Below are 22,327 nucleotides of genomic sequence, written 5' to 3'. Positions count from 1 at the left end.
GCTCGTGATCAGGGGCGGGGGCTGCCGGCCCCGGTACGGTCCGCGAGGGGCTCGTCTGCGGCGGTCTCGTCCGGCGGCGGGGCGGGCCGGGCGGACGGGGCGAACGTGACGACGGCGGCGGACACGGCGAGGACCGCGGCGATCGACCCGAAGGCGGTGCGGCTGCCGAAGGCGGTCAGGAGCGCGCCCCCGGCCAGCGGCCCGAACGGCTGGACCAGTGAGGAGAGGAACCCGGCGGCGCTCTGCACCCGGCCGACCCGGTCGCCCGGGGTGACGGTCAGCAGGGTGGACAGGAAGCCGATGCTGGCGACCGTGGACAGGCACATGCAGGCGGCGCAGAGCAGCCCGGCGAACAGCGGGACCCTGATCCAGGCCAGCGCGAGGGCGGTGACCACACAGAACCAGCAGGTGGCGGCGGTGAGCGCCCAGGTCCGGCGTTCGGGGCGCAGCCGGGGGGCGAGGAGCGCGCCGGCGAGGGCCCCAACCGAGATGAAGGAGACGACGGTGCCGCCGCCGAGACCTGACCTCCCGCCGCTGGAGAACACGGTCAGCGCGGTGAAGGTCATGGCGCCGAAGGCGAAGTTCATGCCGAGCCCGAAGACGAGGAGCACGGTCCGCAGGTAGGGCAGCTTCCACAGGAAGGACACCCCGGCGGTCAGCTCGGCCCGGCTGAACACGGAACCGGCCTTGGACTCCGCCCTGGAGCGGGTCCGTACCAGGGCCACGCAGAGCGTGGACAGCAGCAGCCCGACGGCCTCGGCGAGGAACGGCAGGACGGGGTGCAGGCTGAACAGCCCGCCCCCGATGAGCGGCCCCACCAGCCGTGCGGTGGCCGTGCGGGCCTGGAGACGGGCGGTCGCGGTCCCCATCTCGTCGGCGGGCACGACGCTGCGCATCAGCCCGAAGACGGCGGGACCGTAGAAGCTGCCGATGACGGCGCCCGCGCCCGCGACGAGCAGCACCAGGATCAGCGGGACATGGCCGGTCCACACGGCCACGACCAGGGCGCTGACGACGCAGAAGCTGCCCACGTCGCACAGGCGCATCAGCCTGCGGCGCTCCACCCGGTCGGCCATCACCCCGCCGGGCAGCATGGTGATCAGGACCGCGGCGACGGACACCGTGCCGATCGCTCCGGCCTGAACGGCCGATCCGGTCTCGCGCAGTACGAGCAGCGGCAGTGCCAGTGCGGTCATCTGGGTACCGAGGACGGCGAACAGGCCGCTCATCCAGAGCAGTCGGAAGTCCCGGTTGGTTCGAAGGGCGGTGGCCATCGTCGGCTCCGGTCGGTGGGCGGGGACAGGGCCCGGACAGCGGCCCGGGAAATCGAGGCGGGGCGGTCCCCGTGGTCACGGAGCCGCCCCGTTTCGGCCGGCCGGGCGCCACGGGGAAGGGGTACTTCCCGGAGGTGGCGCCGCGGCCCGGTCGTCAGTCCTTACTGCTCCGACAGGACGAGGCTCACGGTGCTGACGCAGTTGCCGTCCAGCGAGCGCTCGTGCACACCGGCGGTCTCCTGGAGGTCCAGCACGGAGTGCGCCTCGACCTCGGGGGTCTCGTTGTTGTCGTCGGCGGCGGGCTTCGTGTTCTCGGACATGGTGGTCTCCGTCCACTCGTCTGTCTGGGTCGTTCTCCGGCCGGTCCGGGCTGAGCCCGTTCCTTCCGGTTGCGGCCGGCGGGTGCCTTCCGCTGACCAGAAAGTTAGGAGGCCGGGCCTGGCAAACGGCTCGGCGCCGGTATGGCCCCGGTATCGGGGCAGTTCAGCGGGGGGTGACACGGCCGCCGGTGCGTCCGCCGGGCCCGTGGGCGGCCCGGCGCGGGCCGTCCGGCCTGCGGCCATACCGGTGGCGAACCGGTCGCGGACCGGTGCCGAACCGTGCGGACGGACGCTGTGTTCGCGCATCGCGGCCGCGCGCCGCACCCCACTACGCCCGGAGGAGACGGCCGAATGGAGCTCGCCGAACTCATCGGACTGCGGCCGGTTCCGGCCGCCGGAGTGCTGATCACTCTGACCCGGCGCTGTCCGCTGCGCTGCGCCCACTGTTCCACCGGCTCCGCGCCGGATGTGCGGGAGGAGCCCGGGGCGGACGACCTCCGGCGGTTCGTCTCCTCGTTCACCCCGGACGACCGGCCCGAGGTGATGATGCTGACCGGTGGCGAACCCCTGCTGCGGCCGGGCCTGGTGGCCTCGCTCGCCCGCTCCGCGCGGGAGTCCGGCACCCGCACGGCGCTGCTCAGCGGCATGTTCTTCGCCCGCTCCGGCACGCTTCCGCCCGCGATACGGCGGGCGGTGGGCACGCTCGACCACTTCTCCGCCAGCCTCGACCTGCCCCACGAGCGGGAGGTGCCGCGGGCCGATGTGTTCAGGGCCGTGCGGGAGATCCGCGAGCTGGGGGTGGCGGTCAGCTTCCATCTCACCGGGACCGGGCCCGAGGACGACTACCTCGCGGATGTCACCGCGGACATCCACCGGACGTTCGGCGGCACGGTGCCGGCCCTGGTCAACGAGGTGCGGCCGTTCGGCCGGGCCGCGGCCTGGGCCCGCCCCGCCCGTACCGCGCCGGACGGCGAGGGCGCACTGCCGTGCGCCATGGCCGCCTGGCCGGTGGTCGCCTTCGACGGCACGGTCCTGGCCTGCTGCAACCAGGACACGGTGGACCGCCGCCCGGCCCCGCCCCATCTGCGGCTCGGCCATGTCGCCGAGGACGGCTGGGCCGCCGTGCGCGCGGGTACGCTCCGCTCACCACTGCTGCGGCTCGTGCGCACGGTGGGCCCGGCCCACCTGCGGGCGCGCTGGTCGCCGGCCACACCGGCCGGCTCCTACTGCGGGGACTGCCGCGGGCTGAGCGACCGGCCGGAGGTGGTGGCGGCGGCCGACGCGGTGGCGGGCGGCGCCGCGGGCGCGCTGCTCGACCTGACCTCGGCCCGCCGCCAGCACGACGACGGACCGGTGGCCCTGGTACGACGCCACGGATGCGCCCCGTACGCGGACCTGGTGGCGACGCCGGACCCGGCGCGCGGCCCACGTCCGGTACCGGAAGGCACCGGACCGTGACCGCCGCCGGACAGACCCCGGGCCCGGCCGGGGCGGCACCGTCCGACGCCGGACGGCGGGAGCGCGGGCTGCCGGCCTCCGAGCGGCTGCGGGTCAAACTCGCCCTCGCCGAACCGGCGTTGCGCGCCTCGACGGCCGTGCTGTGGCGGGCCGAGGGGCTGCTGCCCCGCTACCGGGCGTACCTGTGCGCGATGCACACGGTCATCCGTGCCTCCGTACCACTGATGGAACGGGCCGCACAACGGGCCGCGTCGATGGCGCGGCACGGCGATCCGCTGGGCGCGCCGCTGGCCGCGTACCTGCACGACCACATCCGGGAGGAGGCGGAACACGACTCCTGGCTGCTCGACGACCTGACCGCGGCGGGCAGCGGCCCGCGGGCCGCGCTGGACCCGGTGCCGCCTCCGCTCGTCGCCTCCCTGGCCGGCGCCCAGTACTACTGGATCGAGCACCACCACCCGGTGGCGCTGCTCGGCTACATCGCCGTCCTGGAGGGGCACGCCCCGGCCTCCGGACTGGCCCCCCGGCTGGCCCGGCTGACCGGGCTGCCCGCCCCGGCCTTCCGCACCGTGCACGAACACGCGCGGCTCGACGACGGCCACGTCGGCGAACTGTACGCACTGCTCGACCGGTTGCCGCTCTCGCGGGGCCACGAGGCGGCCGTCGCCGTGAGCGCCCTGCACACCACGGACGCGCTCACCCAGTTGTTCGTCCGGCTCGGGCGCACCGGACCGGCGCCGCCGGTGCGGGGAGCGGGGCGGTCCGTCCCGACAGGAGGCCAGGTATGAACGAACCACCGGACCGGCTTGCCGTGCTGTACGGCGCCGGGTTCGCCGTCGATCTGCTCACCGAGGAACAGCGGCAGGTCCTGACCGGTCTCGCACCCGAGGAACTGACGCTGCTGCTCGACATCAAGAGCCGGCTGGACGACGTCGGACCCGAGGTGCAGGCACACGGCGAGATCGCGGGCGGCGCCCTGTTCTGAGGGCCGTGTCCGTGAAGGCCCGCCCGTGGCGACCTCGCCGCGCGGCGGGCCTGCTCCCCCGTGACCCGGCTCACCGCTCCGGCCGGACCAAGCAGAGAGGAAGCGCTGATGAACTGCATCTCGTGCCGGCACGAACTGCCCACCGCCGCACGGTTCTGCCCGGCCTGCGGCACCCCCTGCCCGGCGTCCGTCGCGGCGGCGCCGGAGGACGAACGCAAGCTGGTCACCGCCGTCTTCTGCGATCTGGTGGGCTCCACGGCGCTGTCCGGTGCGCTGGACCCGGAGACCCTGCGCACCGTGACGCTGCGCTATTTCGCGGCGATGAGCGAGCAGATCGAGGCCCGCGGCGGCACTCCGGAGAAGTTCATCGGCGATGCCGTGATGGCGGTGTTCGGGGTGCCGGTGATGCGGGAGGACGATGCCCGGCGGGCGCTCTCGGCGGCGCTCGGCATGCGCGAGGCGCTGGCGGACCTGAACACCGAGCTCCAGGCCTCCCTGGGTATCCGGCTCAGTATTCGGATCGGTGTCAACACCGGTCAGGTGGTAGCGAGTTCCGATGCCAGCACTCGGCAGGCGCTGGTCTCGGGCGAGACCGTGAACGTGGCGGCCCGGCTGGAACAGAACGCGGCGCCCGGCGAAATCCTGATCGGCCCGCAGACGGTGGAGGCCGCCGGGCCGACCGTCGTCGTGGAGGGGACCGGCCCTCTGCGGCTGAAGGGCAAGAGCGACAGCGTGCACGCCTACCGGCTGATCGCGCTCGGCGCCGACGACCCGGAGCTGCTGCGCCGTTTCGACGTGCCGTTCATCGGCCGCGCCGCGGAGAAGGCGGTGCTGGACGAGGCGCTGGACCGGACGGTGCGCGGGGCGGGCCCGGGACTGGTGCGCCTGGTCGGCGACGCCGGGGTCGGCAAAACCCGGCTGGCGCGCGAGTGGCTGGCCGGGCTCGCCGATCGGGGCGGGCCGGTCGTCGGCACCGGGCGCTGCCGCAGCTACGGCGACCACGGCACCCTGACGCCCCTGGCCGACGCGGTCCGGGACGTACTGGAGACCCCCGCGGCGCGCGAGGCCCTCGACGCGGCGTCCGGGCGGGCCGGGGCCTCGGTGGCGGACGCGTGGGCGCTGCTGCGTGACGGGCTGCTGCGTGACGGCACGCCCAACGCCCCGTTCGAGGACATGTGCGCCGCGCTGATCACCGTGCTGGCCCGGACGACGGGCCGTCCCCCGGCGCTGCTGGTCCTGGACGACTGGCACTGGGCCGAACCGCTGCTGGTGCGGACGGTGAACCGGCTGGCCGGACCGCTCGGCCTGGCGGGGGTGCTCATCGTGTGTCCGGGCCGTCCCGACGGGCCCTCGTCCGCCGCGGACCCCGCCGCCCGCCCCCCGCAGATCCTGCCGCTGACCGGGCTGCCGCGCGCAGAGGCGGACCTGCTGGTCCGCGAGCTGACCGGACCAGGCACGCGGACCGCCCGGATCGACGGAGACCTGTACGACCGTGCCGAGGGGAACCCGCTCTACCTGGAACAGCTCCTGGTACCGGCCGGTCCTGACCCGTCCGGCGCGCAGGCCGAGGAGGGCGCGGCGGTGCCGCCGACCCTTCAGGCGCTGCTCGGCGCCCGGATCGGCGCGCTGGAGCGCACCGAACGCAGCACCCTGGATCTGGCCGCCGTCGTCGGCCGGGACTTCACCGCGCCGGAACTCGTCCGGCTGACGCGGGCGGTGCGCGAGACGGAGGACCCGGCCCGGCCAGGCCAGGCCACTCCGGACGACGAGCCGGACGACGACCGCGGCCGGGTGGTGCGGGCGCTGGCCCAGCTGCGCCGCCGCCGGCTGGTCGAGACCACGCCCGGCGGCGATCCGGGCGCGGGCCGGCACCGGTTCAGCAGCGGTCTGGTCCAGGAGGTCGCGTACGCCTCGCTGTCCAAGCGGTCCAAGGCCGACCGGCACGCCTGGGCGTCGGAGCTGCCCAGTGTGACGGCGGCCGGCGAGGCGGCGGTGGGCGGGCATCTGGAACGGGCCTACCGGTACCGCGCCGAACTCGGCCTCGCCGACGACCGGGCCGCCGCCCTGCGGGGCCGGGCCGCCGCCGCGCTCGCCGCGGCCGGTGCGCAGGCCCTGTCCCGTTCCGATCTGCACTGGGCGCAGGGCCTGTTGGAACGGGCTGTGGATCTGCATCCGCACGGCGACCCGGCCGCGGCGCCCGCGTTGCGCCGGCTCGGCGAGGTTCGGCTGGCACTCGGCCGTCCGGAGGACGGGGAGCGCCTGCTGCGGCAGGTCCTGGCCATCAGGACCGCCCCGGTCGAGGCCGCGCACGCCCGGCTCGCGCTGGCGGTGCTCGACCCGGCCGCGGTGAACGTGTCGGCCACGGCCCGCTCGGTGCTGCCGCTGTTCGAGTCCGCCGGGGACTCCGTCGGACAGGCACGGGCCCGGCTGCGGCTCGCCCAGCAGTTGCAGCTGGCCGGGCGGCACGAGGAGGCGGACCGCGACCTGACGCTGGCCCTGGACCACGCGGTGCGGGCCGAGGCGGAACCGGAGCGCGCGGCGGCGCTCGGAGCCATCGGGATCTCACTGTGGCGCGGCCCCGAGCCGGTGCCGGTCGCGGTGGCCCGCTGCCGGGACCTCCTCGCCGCGCACGGCGCCGGGCGGCCGGCCGTACGGACCACGCTGAACTGCCCGCTGGCCGTGCTCTACGCGCTCAACGGCAGGGCGGACCGGGCCGGGGAGTGCCTGGCGGAGGCGGAACGGCTCGCACAGGAGCTGGGGTACGCGGAGGCCGAGGTCTTCCTGCCGGTGTTCCGGGCGACGGTCGAGACGCTGCTCGGGCACACCGGACCGGCGCTGGACCTGCTCGTGCGGGCCGACCGGGCGGCCGCGCACTCGGGCGCCCGGTCCATGCGTCCGGCCATCGGGCTGGAGACGGCCCGGCTGCTGCTCGACGAGGGCCGGCCGAAGGGCGCCGGTCCGTGTCTCGACGCGGTCGGGGCGCCGGAGTCGCTGCCGCACGCGGACCGGGTGGACCTGGCGGGTCTGCGGGCTCGGCTGGCCGCGGGGGCCGGTGACGCGGCCGCGGCGCTGCGGCACGCGGAGCGGGCCGTACGGGACTCCCTGCTGACCGACTCCCCGCTGGTGCGGGCCACCGCGTCGCTGGACCAGGCACGGACGCTGGCGCTGCTGGGCGATCAGGCGGGTGCGACGGCGGCGGCGCGGGAGGCTCGGGACCGGTTCGCGGAGAAAGGACATCTGCCGGGTGAGCGGTGGGCCGCCCGGCTCGTCGCCGGACCGGCGGCCGCCACGACGGAGATGAGCTGACGGATGGCTACCACGGACACGACACCGGGGCTGACGTGGAGTCTGCGCGGGCGCGGCCCCGAGGACGTGGCGGTCCTCGCGGACCCCGGTCCCGGACCGGGTGACGGCGCGGCCGTACCGGGCACCGGGCGGGGGGTACGGGTCTGCGTGGTGGACTCGGGGGTCGAGCGCGACCACCCGGGGGTGGGCCCGGTCGACGGGTCCTGGGTGGTCGTCAAGGACCCGGAGACGGGCGGGACCGAGGTCAGGGCGACCAGTACCGGGGACTCCTGCGGTCACGGCACCGCGTGCGCGGGCATCATCCGCCGGACGGCACCGGAGTGCGAACTGCACAGCGTCCGGGTGCTGGGCGAGCGGTTCTCCGGCACCGGGGACGTCCTGCTCGCCGGGCTGCGGTGGGCGGTCGAGCAGGGCTTCGACGTGGTGAACCTGTCGCTGTCCACCACCCGCGCCCGGTTCGCGGAGGAACTGCACGCGCTGGCCGACCACGCCTATTTCAACCGGACGGTCGTCGTCGCCTCCGCGCACAACTCGCCGGTGGAGAGCTATCCGTGGCGGTTCGCGTCGGTGATCTCCGTGGGCAGCCACCAGGAAGAGAGTCCGGACATGCACCTCTACAACCCCGATCCGCCGGTGGAGTTCTTCGCCCCCGGCCAGAACGTGACGGTTCCCTGGCTGGGCGGCACCTCGATACGTACCACCGGGAACAGTTTCGCGACCCCGTACATCAGCGGGCTGTGCGCGCGTCTCCTCTCGGCGCATCCGAGGATGACGGCCTTTCAGCTCAAGAACGCCCTCTATCTCTCCGCGGCCAACGTGCGGTTCGGCCCGCGGCTTTCTATCCCGGCAGGAGAGGTTTGTGATGACTCCGAGAACTGAACCAGCGTCCGCCGCGGGAACGGTGCCGCCGGCGAGATCGCCCCGGCACGAGCTTCTCCAGTCCGTCGTCGACGTGGCCCGTGCGATCTTCGGCGCGGCGGCCAGCTCGGTCTTCCTGCTGGACGAGGAGACCGACGAGCTGGTCTTCCAGGCGGTCTCCGGTCAGGGCGAGGAGTTCCTGGTGGGCCGCCGGTTCCCGGCCGGGCGGGGGATCGCGGGCTGGGTGGCGACCTCCGGGGAGCCGATGGTGGTGGACGACCTCAGCGTCACCCCCTCCTTCGACCGGTCGCTCGCCGAGTCCACCGAGTTCGTGCCCAGCGCGCTGATGGCGGCGCCGCTGATCAGTGACGGCCGGGTGCTCGGCGTCCTGGAGGTGCTCGATCCGTCCCCGCGCGCCCGCACCGAGATGCGGGAGCTGGACCTGCTCGCGATGTTCGCCCGGCAGGCGGCCGCGGCGCTGCGCGTGGTGTCGTTCTCACCGGCCGACCGCGCACGGCGGGAGGTGGCGGAGCGGCTGGGGCCGCGGCAGCGGGCGGACGCGCTGAGACTGCTGGGTAACCTGGAGCAGTTGCTCCGGGAGCCCTACTGAACCGGGCTCCGCGAGCCACGTCCGGTGCAGACGACGGAAGGACACGCACGTGAAGCTCGCTTTCTCCACCCTCGGGGTGCCGGGGCTGCCGATACCCGAGGTCGTCCGGCTGGCCGCCGAGCACGGCTACCAGGGGGTGGAGCTGCGCGCCCACCCGGAGGAGCCGGTGCACCCCGGGCTCTCGATGCTGGAACGCGCTGATGTGGTCGAGGAGTTCAAGCGGGGCGGGATCGAGATCCTGACCGTGGCCGGCTATGTCCGGGCTGCCTCCGAGGGCGAGGACCAGCCGGTGCTCGACGAGCTCGCCGGCCTGGTGGAGCTGGCCCGGGACCTGGGCGCGCGCAATGTCCGGGTCTTCCCCGGCGGCGGCGACCAGGACCAGGAGACGGCCGACGCGACCGCCGCCCGCAGGCTGGCCGCCGCCGCTCCGTACGCCGCGGACATGGGCGTACGCATCCTGCTGGAGACCCACGACTCGCACCGCGCGGGAGCCGCCGTGGCCCGGGTGGTGGGAACGGTGGGGCACGGGAGCATCGGTGCGCTGTGGGACATCATGCACACCTGGCTGGCCGGTGAGGAACCGGTCGCGAGCCATGCGGTGCTGGCCCCGCACCTGGGCTACGTCCAGGTGAAGGACATCGCCTCCGCCGAGGACACCGAGCCCCTCGCCCTGGGCGCCGGGGTGCTGCCGCTGCGGGCCTGCCTGGACACCCTGGACGCGGACAGCTGGGTCTGCTGGGAGTACGAGAAGCGCTGGCACCCGGGGGCGGCGGAGCTGCCGGGGCTGCTGAGCGCGGGGCGCGAGCACCTGCTGCGGCTGGGCGCGCCGAAGCAGTAGAGCGGTCAGGCAACTCCCGCGACCTGCGACTCCGGCGGCCGTGCCTGGGTGGCGGGGCGGGGCCGCCGCGCCCCCGCGAGCGAGGTCAGGGCCACCCCGCCGACCAGCAGCGCCGCCGCGCACCACCGCAGCGGGCTCACCGACTCGTCGAGCAGCAGGGCGGCCGAGGACATCCCGAAGACGGGCACCAGCAGGGTGAACGGGGCCACGGAGGACGCCGGGTACCGGCTCAGCAGGAAGCCCCAGGCCCCGAAGCCGAACACCGTGGTGATCCAGGCGACGTAGACGATGATTCCGGCGCCGCTCCAGTCGAGCGCGGCCAGTGCCTCCGTATCGCGGTGCGGGCCCTCGAAGAGGAGCGAGAGCCCGAGCAGCGGCAGCACCGGGACGGTGGAGACCCAGACCATGAAGTTGAGGGCGTCGGGCGGGGCGGCCTTGCGGGTCAGCACGTTGGAGACGCCCCAGCAGGCCGCCGCCGCGATCACCAGGACGAAGGCCAACACCGGCCCGCCCGCCCCTTCGTCGACCGCGGCGACCCCGATGCCGGCGAGGGCCACGCCCATCCCCAGCACCCGTACCCGCCCCGGCCGTTCGCCCAGCGCGAGCGCCGCGAACAGGGCGGTGAAGACGGCCTGGACCTGGAGGACCAGGGAGGAGAGCCCGGCGCCCATCCCCCGGTCCATGCCGATGAACAGCAGCCCGAACTTGGCCATCCCGAGGGCAAGGCCCACCCCCACCACCCACTTCCAGGCGACCTTCGGGCGGCCGACGAAGAAGACCGCGGGCAGCGCCGCGACCAGGAAGCGCAGGGCGGAGAAGAGCAGCGGCGGGAAGTGGGCGAGGCCCAGCTCGATGACGACGAAGTTGACACCCCAGACGGCTGTCACAAGGGCGGCCAGGGCGATGTGGAGGGGACGCATGTCCCGAGGATCACCCGCATCGACCATTTAGCACCAGCGCGGATTTCTTCATGGTGAAATTGAGTATCGCTAATGAATTGAATGGCGCCGACACATCGATGGTTCCAGGAGGCCCCGGTGCTCGATCTCTCCCGGCTGCGCGCGCTGCACGCCATTTCCGTCCACGGTTCCGTCGGGGGCGCCGCCGCCGCGCTCGGCTACACCCCGTCGGCGGTCTCACAGCAGATCACCAAGCTGGAGCGGGAGACCCGTACGACACTGCTGGAGCGCCGTGGACGCGGGGTCGCGCTCACCGAGGAGGCGCTCCATCTGGCCGCCGCCGCCCAGCAGTTGCTGGCGATCGTGGAGCGAGCGGAGACGACGCTGGAGGAGCGCAGGGGGCTGCCGACGGGGCGGCTGTCGATCGGCGCGTTCGCCTCGGCGGCACGTGGGCTGCTGCCCGGGGTGCTGGCGGAGCTGGACCGCGAGCACCCGGCCCTGGACGTGCGGATGACCGAGGTCGATCCGCACCTCTCGGTCGACCTGGTGGCCAAGGGCGTGATCGACCTGGCCGTCGCGCACGACTGGGACATCGCGCCGCTGCCCGCCCCGGAGGGCGTGGCGCAGGCGGTGATCGGGGAGGACCGCTGCGATCTGCTGGTGCCCGCGGGTCACCGGCTGGCGGGCCGGGACGGGGTGCGGCGCGAGGAGCTGGCGCGGGAGCGGTGGATCTGCCAGCCGCCCGGGACGGTCTGCCACGACTGGCTCGTACGGACGCTGCGGACGGCGGGCTACGAGCCGGACATCCGGCACCAGGCCGAGGAGAACCACACCCAACTGGCCCTGCTCGCCGCCGGTCTCGGGGTCGCGTTGATGCCCCGGCTGGGGCGCGGGCCGTTGCCGGACGGAGTGGTGGCGGTGCGGATCGAGCCGGTTCCGGTGCGCCGGCTGTACGCGCTGTGGCGCACGGAGGCGGCCCGCCGCCCGGCGATCACGGCGGCCGTCTCGGCGCTCCAGGCGCACGGCGCGGACGTGGGGCCGCGGTAGCGGCGGCCGGTTTTGGAGCGCGGCGGTGTCCGGCGGGGACGCGCTCAAACGGTCCGCGCTCTTGACCGGCAGTTATTTTCCGGATAACCGTGATCCCTGGAAGTTTCTTTCACCATCATCTCGTCACCGAGTACGGCCGAAGGAGCTCACGTGCACCACCGCCCCTCCAGACGCACCCTCCTCACCGCCACCGCCGCCACCGCCGCCACCGCAGTCGTCGCGGCGACGGGCACGGCGGTCGCCCCCGGCGCCGTCGCCGCCCCGAACTCCTCCGGCGGCAGCCACAACTCCGCAGCCACCACCCGGCGGCTGAAGCGGATCATCGCCCGGATGAGCCTGGAGGAGAAGGTCGGCCAGCTGTTCGTCATGCGGGTCTACGGCCACTCCGCCACCGACCCCGACCAGGCCGACATCGACGCCAACCTCGCCGAGATCGGCGTGCGCACCGCGGCGGAGATGATCGCCAAGTACCACGTCGGCGGGATCATCTACTTCACCTGGGCGCACAACACCCGTGACCCGCACCAGATCGCGGATCTCTCCAACGGCATCCAGCGCGCCGGGCTGGCGGGACCCAGCTCCCTCCCGCTCCTCATCTCCACCGACCAGGAGCACGGCATCGTCTGCCGGGTCGGTGAGCCCGCCACGCTGATGCCGGGCGCGATGGCGCTGGGCGCGGGCCGTTCGCGCTCCGACGCCCGCGAGGCCGGGCGGATCGCGGGCGCCGAGCTGGCCGCGATCGGCATCTGCCAGAACTACGCCCCGGACGCGGACGTCAACGTCAACCCGGCCAACCCGGTGATCGGGGTGCGCTCCTTCGGCTCGGACCCGCAGTCGGTGGCCGGGATGGTCGCGGCCCAGGTGAAGGGGTACCAGAGCGCCGGGATCGCCTCCACGGCCAAGCACTTCCCCGGCCACGGCGACACCAGCACCGACAGCCACACCGGCCTGCCGGTCATCACCCACACCCGCGAGCAGTGGGCCGAGCTGGACCGGCCGCCGTTCCGGGCCGCCATCGCCGCCGGTATCGACTCGATCATGACCGCGCACATCGTGGTGCCCGCGCTCGACCCGGCCGAGGACCCGGCGACCCTGTCCCGGCCCATCCTCACCGGAATCCTGCGCGAGGAGCTGGGTTACGACGGCGTCGTGGTCACCGACTCGCTCGGCATGGAGGGCGTGCGGACCAAGTACGGCGACGAGCGCGTGCCGGTGCTCGCCGTGCAGGCGGGCGTCGACCAGCTGCTCAACCCGCCGGACCTCGGCGTCTCCTGGAACGCCCTGCTGGCGGCCGTGAAGAGCGGCGAGGTCAGTGAGGCCCGGATCGAGGAATCGATCCTGCGCATCCTGCGGCTGAAGACGAAGCTCGGGCTGTTCGAGGACCCGTTCGTCAGCCGCCGGGGCGTGGACCGTACGGTCGGCACCCGGTCGCACCTGGCCGCCGCCGACCGGATCGCGGAGCACACCACCACGCTGCTGGCCAACGAGGGCAAGCTGCTGCCGCTGTCGCGCCGTTCGCACCGCGAGCTGCTGGTGGTGGGGGCCGACCCGGCCTCCCCGTCCGGCACGACGGGACCGCCGACCGCCACCCTGGCCGCGGAGTTCAAGGAGCTGGGGTACGCGGCCACCGCCCTGTCCACCGGCACCGCGCCCGCCCAGGCGGACATCGACGCGGCGGTGGCGGCCGCGCGGGGCAAGGACGCGGTGGTGGTGGGCACGTACAACGTCACGGCGACCAGCTCGCAGCGGACCCTGGTGAGCGCGCTGGCCGCGACCGGCGTGCCGGTGATCACGCTCGCGATCCGCAATCCGTACGACATCGCCCAGCTGGGCGGTACGGGGCACGCGGCGAGCCTGGCCGCGTACTCCTGGACGGACGTCGAACTGCGGGCGGCGGCCCGGGTGATCGCGGGCCGCGCCGAACCGCGTGGCGCCCTGCCGGTGCCGGTCCAGCGCGCGGACGACCCGTCGCGGGTGCTGTACCCGGTGGGCTACGGGCTGTCGTACTAGAAGATCCCGTGACGTCACCGTGCCGGCGGCCGCTGCGGCCGCCGGCACGGTGACGTCACGGGCGCCGGTGGCCGAGCCGGTGCTCGGTCGTCAGGTCCCGCTTGTCGAGCACCGCGTCGAACTTCGCAAGCGGCTTCGCCTTGGCCGGGTCCGCCTGGACGGCGGCCGGGGCGACGCCCGCCCAGCGCAGGATGGCGGCGGTGGCCGTGGCGTTCTCGGCCGGGACGAGACCCGCGACGGACGCCCCGTGGTTGCCGCCGGGCACGGTGAAGACGTGGCTGTCACGGGCGCCGGCGCCGAGCCGGAAGCGCTCCGCGCCGTAGGGGTCGTTCTCCCCGTACACGTACAGCATGTGATCGGCGTGGTGCTTCACCCAGTTGTCGATGTCGCGCATCACCCCGGGCTGGAACCTCATCGGGATGGAGCGCGGCACGAAGGTGCGCGGCGGCTGGTAGCCGTAGCGGCTCAGCTTGCCGAGCCAGGGCTGCTTGATGTCGGGCGAACCGAGCTGGGTGCCCGCCTGGTAGTAGTACGGCGTGTACGTCTCCAGGCCCTGGTCGGCGTAGGCGGAGAAGCCGGAGATCGAGTCGACGGAGTCCCAGATCGCCTGGTCGGTGGCGGACTTGGCGTCCGCCGGGAGGGAGTCGCAGTCGGCGAGCAGGCTGTACTGCCAGAACGCCCAGACGTAGTCCATGACGACGGCCTCGTACGTCTTGTCGAGCGAGCCGACGGTGTTGAAGGTGTAGCCGTTCTCTGCGGCGTACTTCCGGTACTTCTTCTCCAGCGGCTCCCGGCGGATGAGCGCCTGGCGCTGCACGCCGTTCAGCTTGTCGCGGCACTCCTTGGTCCCGACGGAGGCCAGGAAGCGGTCGTACGTCGAGTCCTCCTTGTCGACCACGTCGTTGGGCGCGACGTACGCGACGACGCCGTCCATGTCCTTCGGGTAGTAGCGCTCGTAGTACGTGGCCGTCATGCCGCCCTTGGAACCGCCGGTGGTCAGCCAGTTCTTCGAGTAGATCTTCTTCAGCGCGGTGAAGACCCGGTGCTGGTCGGCGGCGGCCTGCTGGATGTCGAGCTTGGACCAGTCGGCGGGCGACGGGCGGGACGGGGTGAAGAACCGGTACTCCAGCGAGACCTGGTTGCCGTCCACGATCCGGGTCGGCTCGGAGCGGCTCGGGTTGGTTGAGACGTTGTACCCGCTGGTGAAGAACACCGTCGGTCGGGAGGTGTCCTTGTGCAGCAGGGTGATCCGCTGCTTGAACGTTCCCTTGGACGGGTGCCGGTGGTCGACCGGCTGGGTGTAGTCGAGGACGAAGTAGCGGTAGCCCGGGTAGGGCTTCTCCTCGATCAGGCTCATTCCCGGGATGGCCAGGATGCGGTCCTTGATGTCCGTACTCGTACCGGTGTGACCGACGGCGGAACGGAGCGCGGCCGGTTCGGCGGCGGTGGCCGCCCCGGCGGAGGCACCTGTCGCGCTCACTGTGCCGATGAGCATCGCGAGCGACAGGACACCTCTGAGAGCCTTGCGCATTCTCACCCTCCCCTTGGTTCACAACAGACCACGTGAACCTAGCGGGGCAACACCGGTGCCGCCAGACCTCATTGCCGCCGGGCCCCGACAAATCACCCGGTCAGCACAGGATCCAGTCCGTGGTGCCCGTCTTCCCCGAGACGGTGCCGGACGCCCGGACGCACCGGTTCAGGGCGTGGACCGTCACCGGACCGGCCTGCTGCGTGAAGTTGCCCTTGTCGACGACGGGACGGCCGCCGCGCGGCTGGATCTGTACGGACATCTTGCGGCGCGCGCCGGGCTTGACGGCGACCGCGAGGGCGCAGGCATAGGAGCGGGTCCGGTAGACGCGCAGTTCGCCCGTGCCGAACTTCAGGGTCTTCGCGGGGCGTCCGGCGCAGACCGACGCGGCATCGGCGCTGCCCGCCTCCACCCCGCCGACGACGAGCCCGAGGGCGGTCGTCAGCGCCAGGGCGAGCAGGCGGTACGGGGCTCCGCGCCCCGTACGCCCACCGTGTCTCTCGGTCCCTCTGGTCACCGGCAACTCCATCGCCTTGTCGAACACGCGCACATCTATCCGACACATGAGCGCATACGTGCATGTGTGCTTATGACGCGGGGGCTGCCTTCGGCGGTTGCGGTTGCGGTTGCCCCGGCCCGGGGCGCGGGGTTCCGTCCTCAAACGCCGGACGGGCTTGGTTTGGTGCGGGCTTCCCGTTGGGTGCGCCCGCGCTTGTGAGTAGGGGCGGGGCCCCTCCGGGGCGCGAACGCACGGCGGGGTGGTCCGGGGGCGTGCAGGGGAGTCCCCGCAGGACGACGAACGGAAACCGGGGTCCTCTGCGTGGAACTGGAAACGTTCGTCGTCTGAGGAGACGCCCCGGAGGGACCCCGGGCCCCACCCACCGGGGCAGGCGACCTCGCGACGCAAAGAACCCGCAGCAAACAAGCCCGTCCAGCGATCGAGGACAGAACCCTCAGCCCCGGACCGGGGCAGCCCACGCGTGGCGCGACGCCCGCACCCCGCCCCACCGGGGTGACGGTCACACCCCGGCGGGCTCGTCCTCCCCTATGAAGGTGCGCCACAGCACGGCGTACTTCCCGTCCAGGGCGAGGAGTTCGTCGTGCGTGCCGTCCTCGACGACCCGGCCGTGGTCCATCACCACGACCCGGTCGGCGCGGGCGGCGGTGGTCAGCCGGTGGGCGACGACCAGGGTGGTGCGGCGGCCGGCCAGCCGGTCCGTCGCCTGGTTCACCAGCGCCTCGCTGGCCAGGTCGAGGGAGGCGGTGGCCTCGTCGAGCAGCAGGATGTCCGGGTCGACGAGTTCGGCGCGGGCCAGCGCGACCAGCTGCCGCTGTCCGGCGGAGAGGTTGCGGCCCCGCTCCGCGACCTCGTGCAGATAGCCGCCGTCCAGGGTGGCGATCATGTCGTGCGCGCCGACCGCCCTGGACGCCGCCTCCACCTGCGCGTCGGTGGCCTCCGGCCGCCCGTACGCGATGGCGTCGCGGACCGTGCCCGCGAAGAGGTACGCCTCCTGCGGGACGACCCCGAGCCGGTGCCGGTACGCGGTGAGCCCGAGGTGGCGCAGATCGGTGCCGTCCGCCGTGACCCGGCCGGACGTCGGGTCGTAGAACCGGGCGACGAGCTTGACCAGGGTGGACTTGCCCGCGCCGGTCTCACCGACGAACGCGACCGTCTGGCCGGCCGGGATCCGCAGGTCGACCCCGGTGAGCGCGGCCTCCTCCCCGGTGTACGCGAACGACACGTCCTCGAACGCGATCTCGCCGCGCAGCGACAGCACGTCCAGCGGTTCGTCCCGGTCCGCGGTGGACGTCGGCTCCTGGAGCAGCTCCTGAATCCGGCCGAGCGAGACGGTGGCCTGCTGGTAGCCGTCGAAGACCTGGGACAGCTGCTGCACGGGGGCGAAGAACAGATCGATGTAGAGCAGGTAGGCGACGAGGGCGCCCGTGGTGAGCGTGCCGTTGTCGACCCGTCCCGCGCCGACGATCAGCACCGCCGCCGCGGCCACCGACGACAGCAGCTGGACGAACGGGAAGTAGACCGAGATCAGCCACTGGCCCCGGACCCGGGCCTCGCGGTAGTAGTCGCTGCGCCCGGCGAACCGCGCGGCCCCGTCCCGCTCGCGGCGGAAGGCCTGCACGATCCGGAGCCCGGAGACGGACTCCTGGAGGTCGGCGTTGACGGCGCTGATGCGTTCACGGGCCAGCTCGTACGCCTTGACGCTGCTGCGGCGGAAGAAGACCGTGCCGATGATCAGCACCGGCAGGGTCGCGAAGACCACCAGGGCCAGTTCGACGTCCAGGACCAGCAGCGCGACCATGATCCCGAAGAAGGTGACGACGGAGACGAAGGCCGTGACCAGTCCGGTCTGCAGGAACGTGGACAGCGCGTCCACGTCCGTCGTCATCCGGGTCATGATCCGGCCGGTCAGCTCGCGCTCGTAGTAGTCCAGGCCGAGGCGCTGAAGCTGGGCGAAGATCTTCAGCCGCAGTGAGTAGAGCACCCGCTCGCCGGTGCGGCCCGTCATCCGGGTCTCACCGATCTGGGCCGCCCACTGCACCAGCACGACGGCGAGGCCGAGGGCGGAGGCCGCCCAGACCGCGCCGAGCGCCAGCTGGGTGACGCCCTCGTCGATGCCGTTCCTGATCAGCACCGGCAGGAGAAGCCCGGCTCCGGCGTCCACGGCCACCAGCGCGAGGCTGACCAGCAGCGGAAGCCCGAAGCCGCGCAGCAGCCGGCGGAGCCCGTACGACTCCTCCGGGTGCACGGCACGGGCCTCGTCGACGTCCGGGGTGTCGGTCGCCGGGGGCAGGGCGTCGACCTGGGCGAGGAGCTCGGGGGTGGCGGGCGTACCGGCCGCGTCGGTCCCCCTGACCTCCTCCTTGCGCACCCACAGCTGGGGGGTGATGCCGCGCTCCGCGTCGAATTCGGCGTCCAGCTCCTCCTGGAGGGCGCGGTCGTCCTCCGGCTCCGCGGCGGGGCGGGCCGGCCGGTGTCCGGGCGAGGTGGAGCCCAGCTCGTCCGGGTCGGTGAGCAGCCGCCGGTAGAGCGCGGAGCGGCGCTCCAGCTCCTCGTGCGTGCCGATGTCCGCGAGCCGGCCGTTCTCCAGGACGGCGATCCGGTCCGCGAGGTTGAGGGTGGAGCGGCGGTGGGCGATCAGCAGCGTCGTGCGGCCCGCCATCGCGCCGCGCAGCGCCTCGTGGATCTCGTGCTCGACCCGGGCGTCGACGGCGGAGGTGGCGTCGTCCAGGAGGAGGAGCCGGGGGTCGGTGAGGATGGCGCGGGCGAGCGCGACGCGCTGGCGCTGGCCGCCGGAGAGCATCAGGCCGTGCTCGCCGACCTCGGTCTCGTACGCCTTGGGCAGTTCGGAGATGAACCGGTGGGCCTGGGCGGCGCGGGCGGCCCGTTCGATCTGCTCGTCGGTGGCGTCCGGGAGCCCGTAGGCGATGTTGGCGCGGATGGTGTCGGAGAACAGGAAGCTGTCCTCCGGTACGAGGCCGATGGCGGCCCGCAGCGAGTCGAGGGTGAGCTCGCGGACGTCGTGGCCGCCGACCAGGACCGCGCCGTGCGTCACGTCGTAGAAGCGCGGCAGGAGCATCGAGACGGTGGACTTGCCGCTGCCGGACGCGCCGACGACGGCGACGGTCTCGCCGGGTTCGACGGTGAGCGAGAAGCCGTCGAGGACGGGGCGGTCCTCGTCGTAGCCGAACCGGACGTCCTCGAACTCGACGCCGGCCCGTGCGTCGGTGGGGAGCTGCTTGGTGCCGTCCCGCATCGTCGGCTCGGTGTCGATGAGTTCGAGTACGCGTTCCACTCCGGCGCGGGCCTGCTGTCCCACGGTGAGGACCATGGCGAGCATCCGGACCGGGCCGACGAGCTGGGCGAGGTAGGTGGAGAACGCGACGAACGTGCCGAGGGTGATCTCGCCCCGGGTGGCGAGCCAGCCGCCGAGGGCCAGCATGGCGACCTGGCCGAGCGCGGGGACGGCCTGGAGGGCGGGGGTGTAGCGGGAGTTCAGCCGGATGGTGCGCAGCCGCCCGGCGAAGAGCCGGCGTCCGACCTCGCGCAGCTTGCCGGTCTCCTGGTCCTCCTGCCCGAAGCCCTTGACGACGCGGACGCCGGAGACGGTCCCGTCGACGACTCCGGCCACGGCCGCGGCCTGCGACTGGGCGTACCAGGTGGCGGGGAAGAGCCGGGTGCGGGAGCGGCGGGCGATGTACCAGAGGGCTGGGGCGACGGCCACGGCGACGAGGGTCAGCAGTGGCGAGAGCGACGCCATGATGACCAGGGAGAGCAGGAAGAGCAGCACGTTCCCGATGGTCATCGGGAGCATGAACAGCAGCCCCTGGATCAGCTGGAGGTCGCTGGTGGCGCGCCCGACGACCTGTCCGGTGGACAGCTCGTCCTGCCGCTTCCCGTCGAGGCGGGTGATCGTCCCGTAGATCTCGGTCCGCAGGTCGTGCTGGACGTCCAGGGCGAGCCGGCCGCCGTAGTAGCGGCGGATGTACGTGGAGACGTACACGAGTGCGGCGGCCCCGATCAGCAGTCCGGTCCAGACGGCCAGGGAACGGGTGTGGTTGCCGACCACATCGTCGATGATCACCTTGGTGATCAGCGGGACCAGGGCCATCACCGCCATTCCGGCGAGCGACGAGCCGAGCGACAGCAGCACGTTGCGCCGGTACCGCCAGGCGTAACCGCTCAGCCTGCGCGCCCAGCCCCGGGGCCGCTGCCCGTCGTCTGTCTCCCCTGCGTCCGTCACCCGGTGCCTCCCGTCCGACCTGCTCTTCCGGAAGGCACCAACAGGGCGGGTGGCGGATTTCATCCCTCCGCAACAAATACCCGCCCTGCGGCCTAGGACCCGAGGACCCGAGGACCCGAGGACCCGAGCCTGTCGTCTCAGTGCGCTTCCTCGGTGACGCGGGAGTTGGTGAGGGAGAGTGCGCCTCCGGCCGCGATCAGGCCGACGACGGCCGCGAGTATCGCGTAGGTGATCCGCTCGCCGTGGAAGAACGACGCCACCAGGGCGTCGCTCCAGGTGCCGGCGGGCAGCCGGGTGGTGACCAGTACGGCGATCAGGGTGCCGACCACGGCGGTGCCGATGCTGCTGCCGACCTCCTGGGCGGTGTCGTTGAGCGCCGTTCCGATCGAGGTGCGGTTGGACGGCATCGCGTCGACGAGCGCGATGGCGCAGATCGTCATGACGGTGCGCAGCCCGATGGTCATCACGACCATGCAGAGCGCTATGACGCCGTACCCGTGGTCGACGCCCCAGGACAGTCCGGCCAGCGAACCGGCCAGGCAGGCGGCGCCGACCAGGCAGGCGACGCGGTGGCCGAACCGTGCCGCGAGCCATTCGGACAGCGGGGTCGCGAGGATCATGGTCACGATGAGCGGCAGGTTCGCCAGTCCGGCCCGTACGGGGCTCCACCCGTAGGCGTACTGGAAGTGGAGGATCAGGCCGAACATCACGGCGGCCATCGCGACGGCCGTGCCGATCTGGGCGATGGCGGCGCCCCGTACGGTGCCGTTGGAGAAGAGGCGCAGGTCCAGCGTCGGCGCCGCGCTGCGGCGCTCGTGCCACACGAAGGCCGGACCCGCGACGAGGGCGCCGAGGAGCGAGGCGAGGGTGGCCGCGGAGAGCCAGCCGTGCTCGACGCCGCTGGTCAGCGAGTAGCAGGCGAGGCCGATGGTGGCGACGCTCAGGACGGCGCCCGGCAGGTCCAGCTTGTCGCGGGTCAGGTCCTGCGGCCGGTCGGCCGGGACGCCGAGGCGGACGCCGATGGCCGCGATCAGGGCGATCGGGGCGTTGACGAGCAGCAGCCACTGCCACCGCACATGGGCGAGGGCGGTGCCGCCCAGCAGCGGGCCGAGGACGAAGCCGGACATGCCCACGATGATCATCAGGGTCATGGCGCGCATCCGCAGCGCCTTGTCCTCGAAGAGCCGGAAGACCAGCGAGTTGGTGATGGGGGCCATGGCGGCGGCCGCGATGCCGAGGCCGGCCCGCAGGGTGATGAGCTGCCCCGCGGTGGAGACGGCAGCGACGCCCAGGCTGAGCAGGCCGAACACCGCGAGGCCGACCAGCAGCACCCGTCGGCGGCCGAGCCGGTCGGCCATGGAGCCCGCTGTCAGCAGCAGGCCGCCGAACGTCAGCGAGTAGGCGCCGGTGACCCACTGCAGCGCGGTCGTGCCGCTGTCGAGGTCCCGGCCGATCGTGGGCAGCGCGATCGAGAGCAGGGTGTTGTCGACCATTTCGACGAAGAAGGCCAGACAGAGCGCGGCCAGGGGTATCCATGCGGCGCGCAGGGACGGATAGGTGCGTGGCGCGCTGGGCGCGGCGGCGGTGGTGGTCATGACGGGCCTCCTTCCGGAACGACTCCGAGTATCGAACGACGTTCTACAATAGAACGCGGTTCGACCATAGAACGTAGTTCGATAAATGCGCAAGCTGTGATTGGATGGGTGACATGACAGGCCCGCGACCACGACCCGCCGATCGCCCTTCCCGAGGACGTCAGCGTGGATCGCACTCCATCGAGGCCGTTCTCTCGGCGGCCGTGGCCCTGCTCGACGAGGCGGGCGAGCCGGCGCTGACCCTCCGCGCCCTCGCGGCCCGGCTCGGCACGGGCGTCGGCAGCATCTACTGGTACGTCTCGGGCAAGGACGATCTGCTCGACCGCGCCATCGACCATGTGCTCGGCGGGGTGCTGACGACCGTCGAGCGGCAGCGCAGCAGCGGCGACCCGATCGACGACCTGCGCGTGATGGCCGTCACCCTGTTCGACGCGGTCGTGGACCGGCCGTGGCTGGGTGCGCACTTCATGCGGAACATCGACGTCGAGGGCAACGCGTTGCGGCTCTACGAGGAGCTGGGGCAGCAGACGCTCCGGCTCGGCCTGACGCCCCGGCAGCGGTTCCACGCCGTGACGGCGATCGTGGGCGTCGTGGTCGCCAACGCCGCCGACATGGGGCAGGAGCCTCCCCAGGAGGTGGTCGACGGACTCGTGGGCCGTGAGGAGTTCCTCGGCCGCTACGCCGCGACGTGGCGCACGCTCGACGCCGGGAAGTACCCGTTCCTGCACGACATCGTCGACGAGTTCGACGGGCACGACGACAAGGAGCAGTTCCTCGCCGGGCTGGAGCTGACGCTGTCGGGCCTGCGCCTCCAGGCCGGGGTCTGACTGCTCACT

General features: G+C 73.0%; 17 protein-coding genes. 10 read left to right on the top strand and 7 right to left on the bottom strand.

What is annotated here, in order from left to right; translation table 11 throughout:
• Positions 1–8 precede the first annotated feature (8 nt).
• Both RLT59_RS25825 and RLT59_RS25820 read right to left on the bottom strand, forming a co-directional pair.
• Positions 9–1,274, bottom strand: coding sequence for an MFS transporter (locus RLT59_RS25825; RefSeq protein ID WP_311305605.1), 1,266 nt, complete (start codon positions 1,272–1,274; stop codon positions 9–11).
• Positions 1,275–1,435: 161 nt separating this feature from the next.
• A complete protein-coding gene (locus RLT59_RS25820; RefSeq protein ID WP_311305604.1) occupies positions 1,436–1,594 on the bottom strand; it encodes a hypothetical protein in 159 nt (52 codons plus the stop codon).
• Positions 1,595–1,945: 351 nt separating this feature from the next.
• Here RLT59_RS25820 and RLT59_RS25815 point away from each other — a divergent pair, with 351 nt between their 5' ends.
• The 7 genes from RLT59_RS25815 (at position 1,946) to RLT59_RS25785 (ending at position 9,649) form a co-directional block, all read left to right on the top strand.
• Entirely contained in the window at positions 1,946–3,052 is a 1,107-nt protein-coding gene (locus RLT59_RS25815) for a radical SAM protein (protein WP_311305603.1), read from the top strand.
• 68 nt (positions 3,053–3,120) lie between these two features.
• Positions 3,121–3,840 carry an iron-containing redox enzyme family protein gene (locus RLT59_RS25810; RefSeq protein ID WP_311307857.1) on the top strand — a complete coding sequence of 240 codons (720 nt, stop codon included), beginning with the start codon at positions 3,121–3,123 and terminating at the stop codon, positions 3,838–3,840.
• Positions 3,837–4,037: an aroma-sacti cluster domain-containing protein gene (locus RLT59_RS25805; RefSeq protein WP_311305602.1), complete on the top strand. Its 201-nt coding sequence runs from the start codon at positions 3,837–3,839 to the stop codon at positions 4,035–4,037. Before RLT59_RS25810 ends, RLT59_RS25805 begins: the two co-directional genes overlap by 4 nt.
• Before the next feature lie 108 nt (positions 4,038–4,145).
• Positions 4,146–7,343, top strand: coding sequence for an adenylate/guanylate cyclase domain-containing protein (locus RLT59_RS25800; RefSeq protein ID WP_311305601.1), 3,198 nt, complete (start codon positions 4,146–4,148; stop codon positions 7,341–7,343).
• A 3-nt stretch (positions 7,344–7,346) separates the two neighbouring features.
• Positions 7,347–8,222, top strand: coding sequence for a S8 family peptidase (locus RLT59_RS25795; RefSeq protein ID WP_311305600.1), 876 nt, complete (start codon positions 7,347–7,349; stop codon positions 8,220–8,222).
• Positions 8,206–8,811 (top strand): GAF domain-containing protein, encoded by a 606-nt coding sequence (locus tag RLT59_RS25790; RefSeq protein WP_311305599.1) that lies wholly within the window; start codon positions 8,206–8,208, stop codon positions 8,809–8,811. Before RLT59_RS25795 ends, RLT59_RS25790 begins: the two co-directional genes overlap by 17 nt.
• A 49-nt stretch (positions 8,812–8,860) precedes the next feature.
• Complete coding sequence (locus tag RLT59_RS25785) at positions 8,861–9,649, top strand: sugar phosphate isomerase/epimerase family protein (protein ID WP_311305598.1); 789 nt, start codon at positions 8,861–8,863, stop codon at positions 9,647–9,649.
• 5 nt (positions 9,650–9,654) lie between these two features.
• Here the strand turns inward: RLT59_RS25785 and RLT59_RS25780 are convergent, their stop codons facing one another.
• The gene (locus RLT59_RS25780; protein ID WP_311305597.1) at positions 9,655–10,569 is read right to left on the bottom strand and encodes an EamA family transporter; all 915 of its coding nucleotides are present in this window, start codon (positions 10,567–10,569) and stop codon (positions 9,655–9,657) included.
• Between the two features lie 117 nt (positions 10,570–10,686).
• On the opposite strand from RLT59_RS25780, the gene RLT59_RS25775 reads away from it, so the two are divergent.
• Both RLT59_RS25775 and RLT59_RS25770 read left to right on the top strand, forming a co-directional pair.
• On the top strand, positions 10,687–11,595 hold the full coding sequence (locus tag RLT59_RS25775) for a LysR family transcriptional regulator (RefSeq protein WP_311305596.1): 909 nt from the start codon (positions 10,687–10,689) through the stop codon (positions 11,593–11,595).
• 150 nt (positions 11,596–11,745) lie between these two features.
• Entirely contained in the window at positions 11,746–13,605 is a 1,860-nt protein-coding gene (locus RLT59_RS25770) for a glycoside hydrolase family 3 protein (protein ID WP_311305595.1), read from the top strand.
• 55 nt (positions 13,606–13,660) lie between these two features.
• Here RLT59_RS25770 and RLT59_RS25765 read toward each other — a convergent pair whose 3' ends face one another.
• The 4 genes from RLT59_RS25765 to RLT59_RS25750 form a co-directional block, all read right to left on the bottom strand.
• Positions 13,661–15,136, bottom strand: coding sequence for a S28 family serine protease (locus RLT59_RS25765; protein WP_311305594.1), 1,476 nt, complete (start codon positions 15,134–15,136; stop codon positions 13,661–13,663).
• 100 nt (positions 15,137–15,236) lie between these two features.
• A complete protein-coding gene (locus tag RLT59_RS25760) occupies positions 15,237–15,653 on the bottom strand; it encodes a hypothetical protein (RefSeq protein WP_311305593.1) in 417 nt (138 codons plus the stop codon).
• Between the two features lie 502 nt (positions 15,654–16,155).
• Complete coding sequence (locus RLT59_RS25755; protein WP_311305592.1) at positions 16,156–19,896, bottom strand: ABC transporter ATP-binding protein; 3,741 nt, start codon at positions 19,894–19,896, stop codon at positions 16,156–16,158.
• A 137-nt stretch (positions 19,897–20,033) separates the two neighbouring features.
• Positions 20,034–21,491, bottom strand: a complete 1,458-nt coding sequence (locus tag RLT59_RS25750; RefSeq protein WP_311305591.1) for an MFS transporter — start codon at positions 21,489–21,491, stop codon at positions 20,034–20,036.
• 179 nt (positions 21,492–21,670) lie between these two features.
• On the opposite strand from RLT59_RS25750, the gene RLT59_RS25745 reads away from it, so the two are divergent.
• Positions 21,671–22,318 carry a TetR/AcrR family transcriptional regulator gene (locus tag RLT59_RS25745; RefSeq protein WP_311307856.1) on the top strand — a complete coding sequence of 216 codons (648 nt, stop codon included), beginning with the start codon at positions 21,671–21,673 and terminating at the stop codon, positions 22,316–22,318.
• Positions 22,319–22,327 lie beyond the last annotated feature (9 nt).

Source organism: Streptomyces sp. ITFR-6, assembly GCF_031844725.1.
GTDB lineage: Bacteria > Actinomycetota > Actinomycetes > Streptomycetales > Streptomycetaceae > Streptomyces.
Note: the sequence above shows the minus strand (reverse complement) of the source record. Positions and strands in the feature narration are given on the sequence as shown.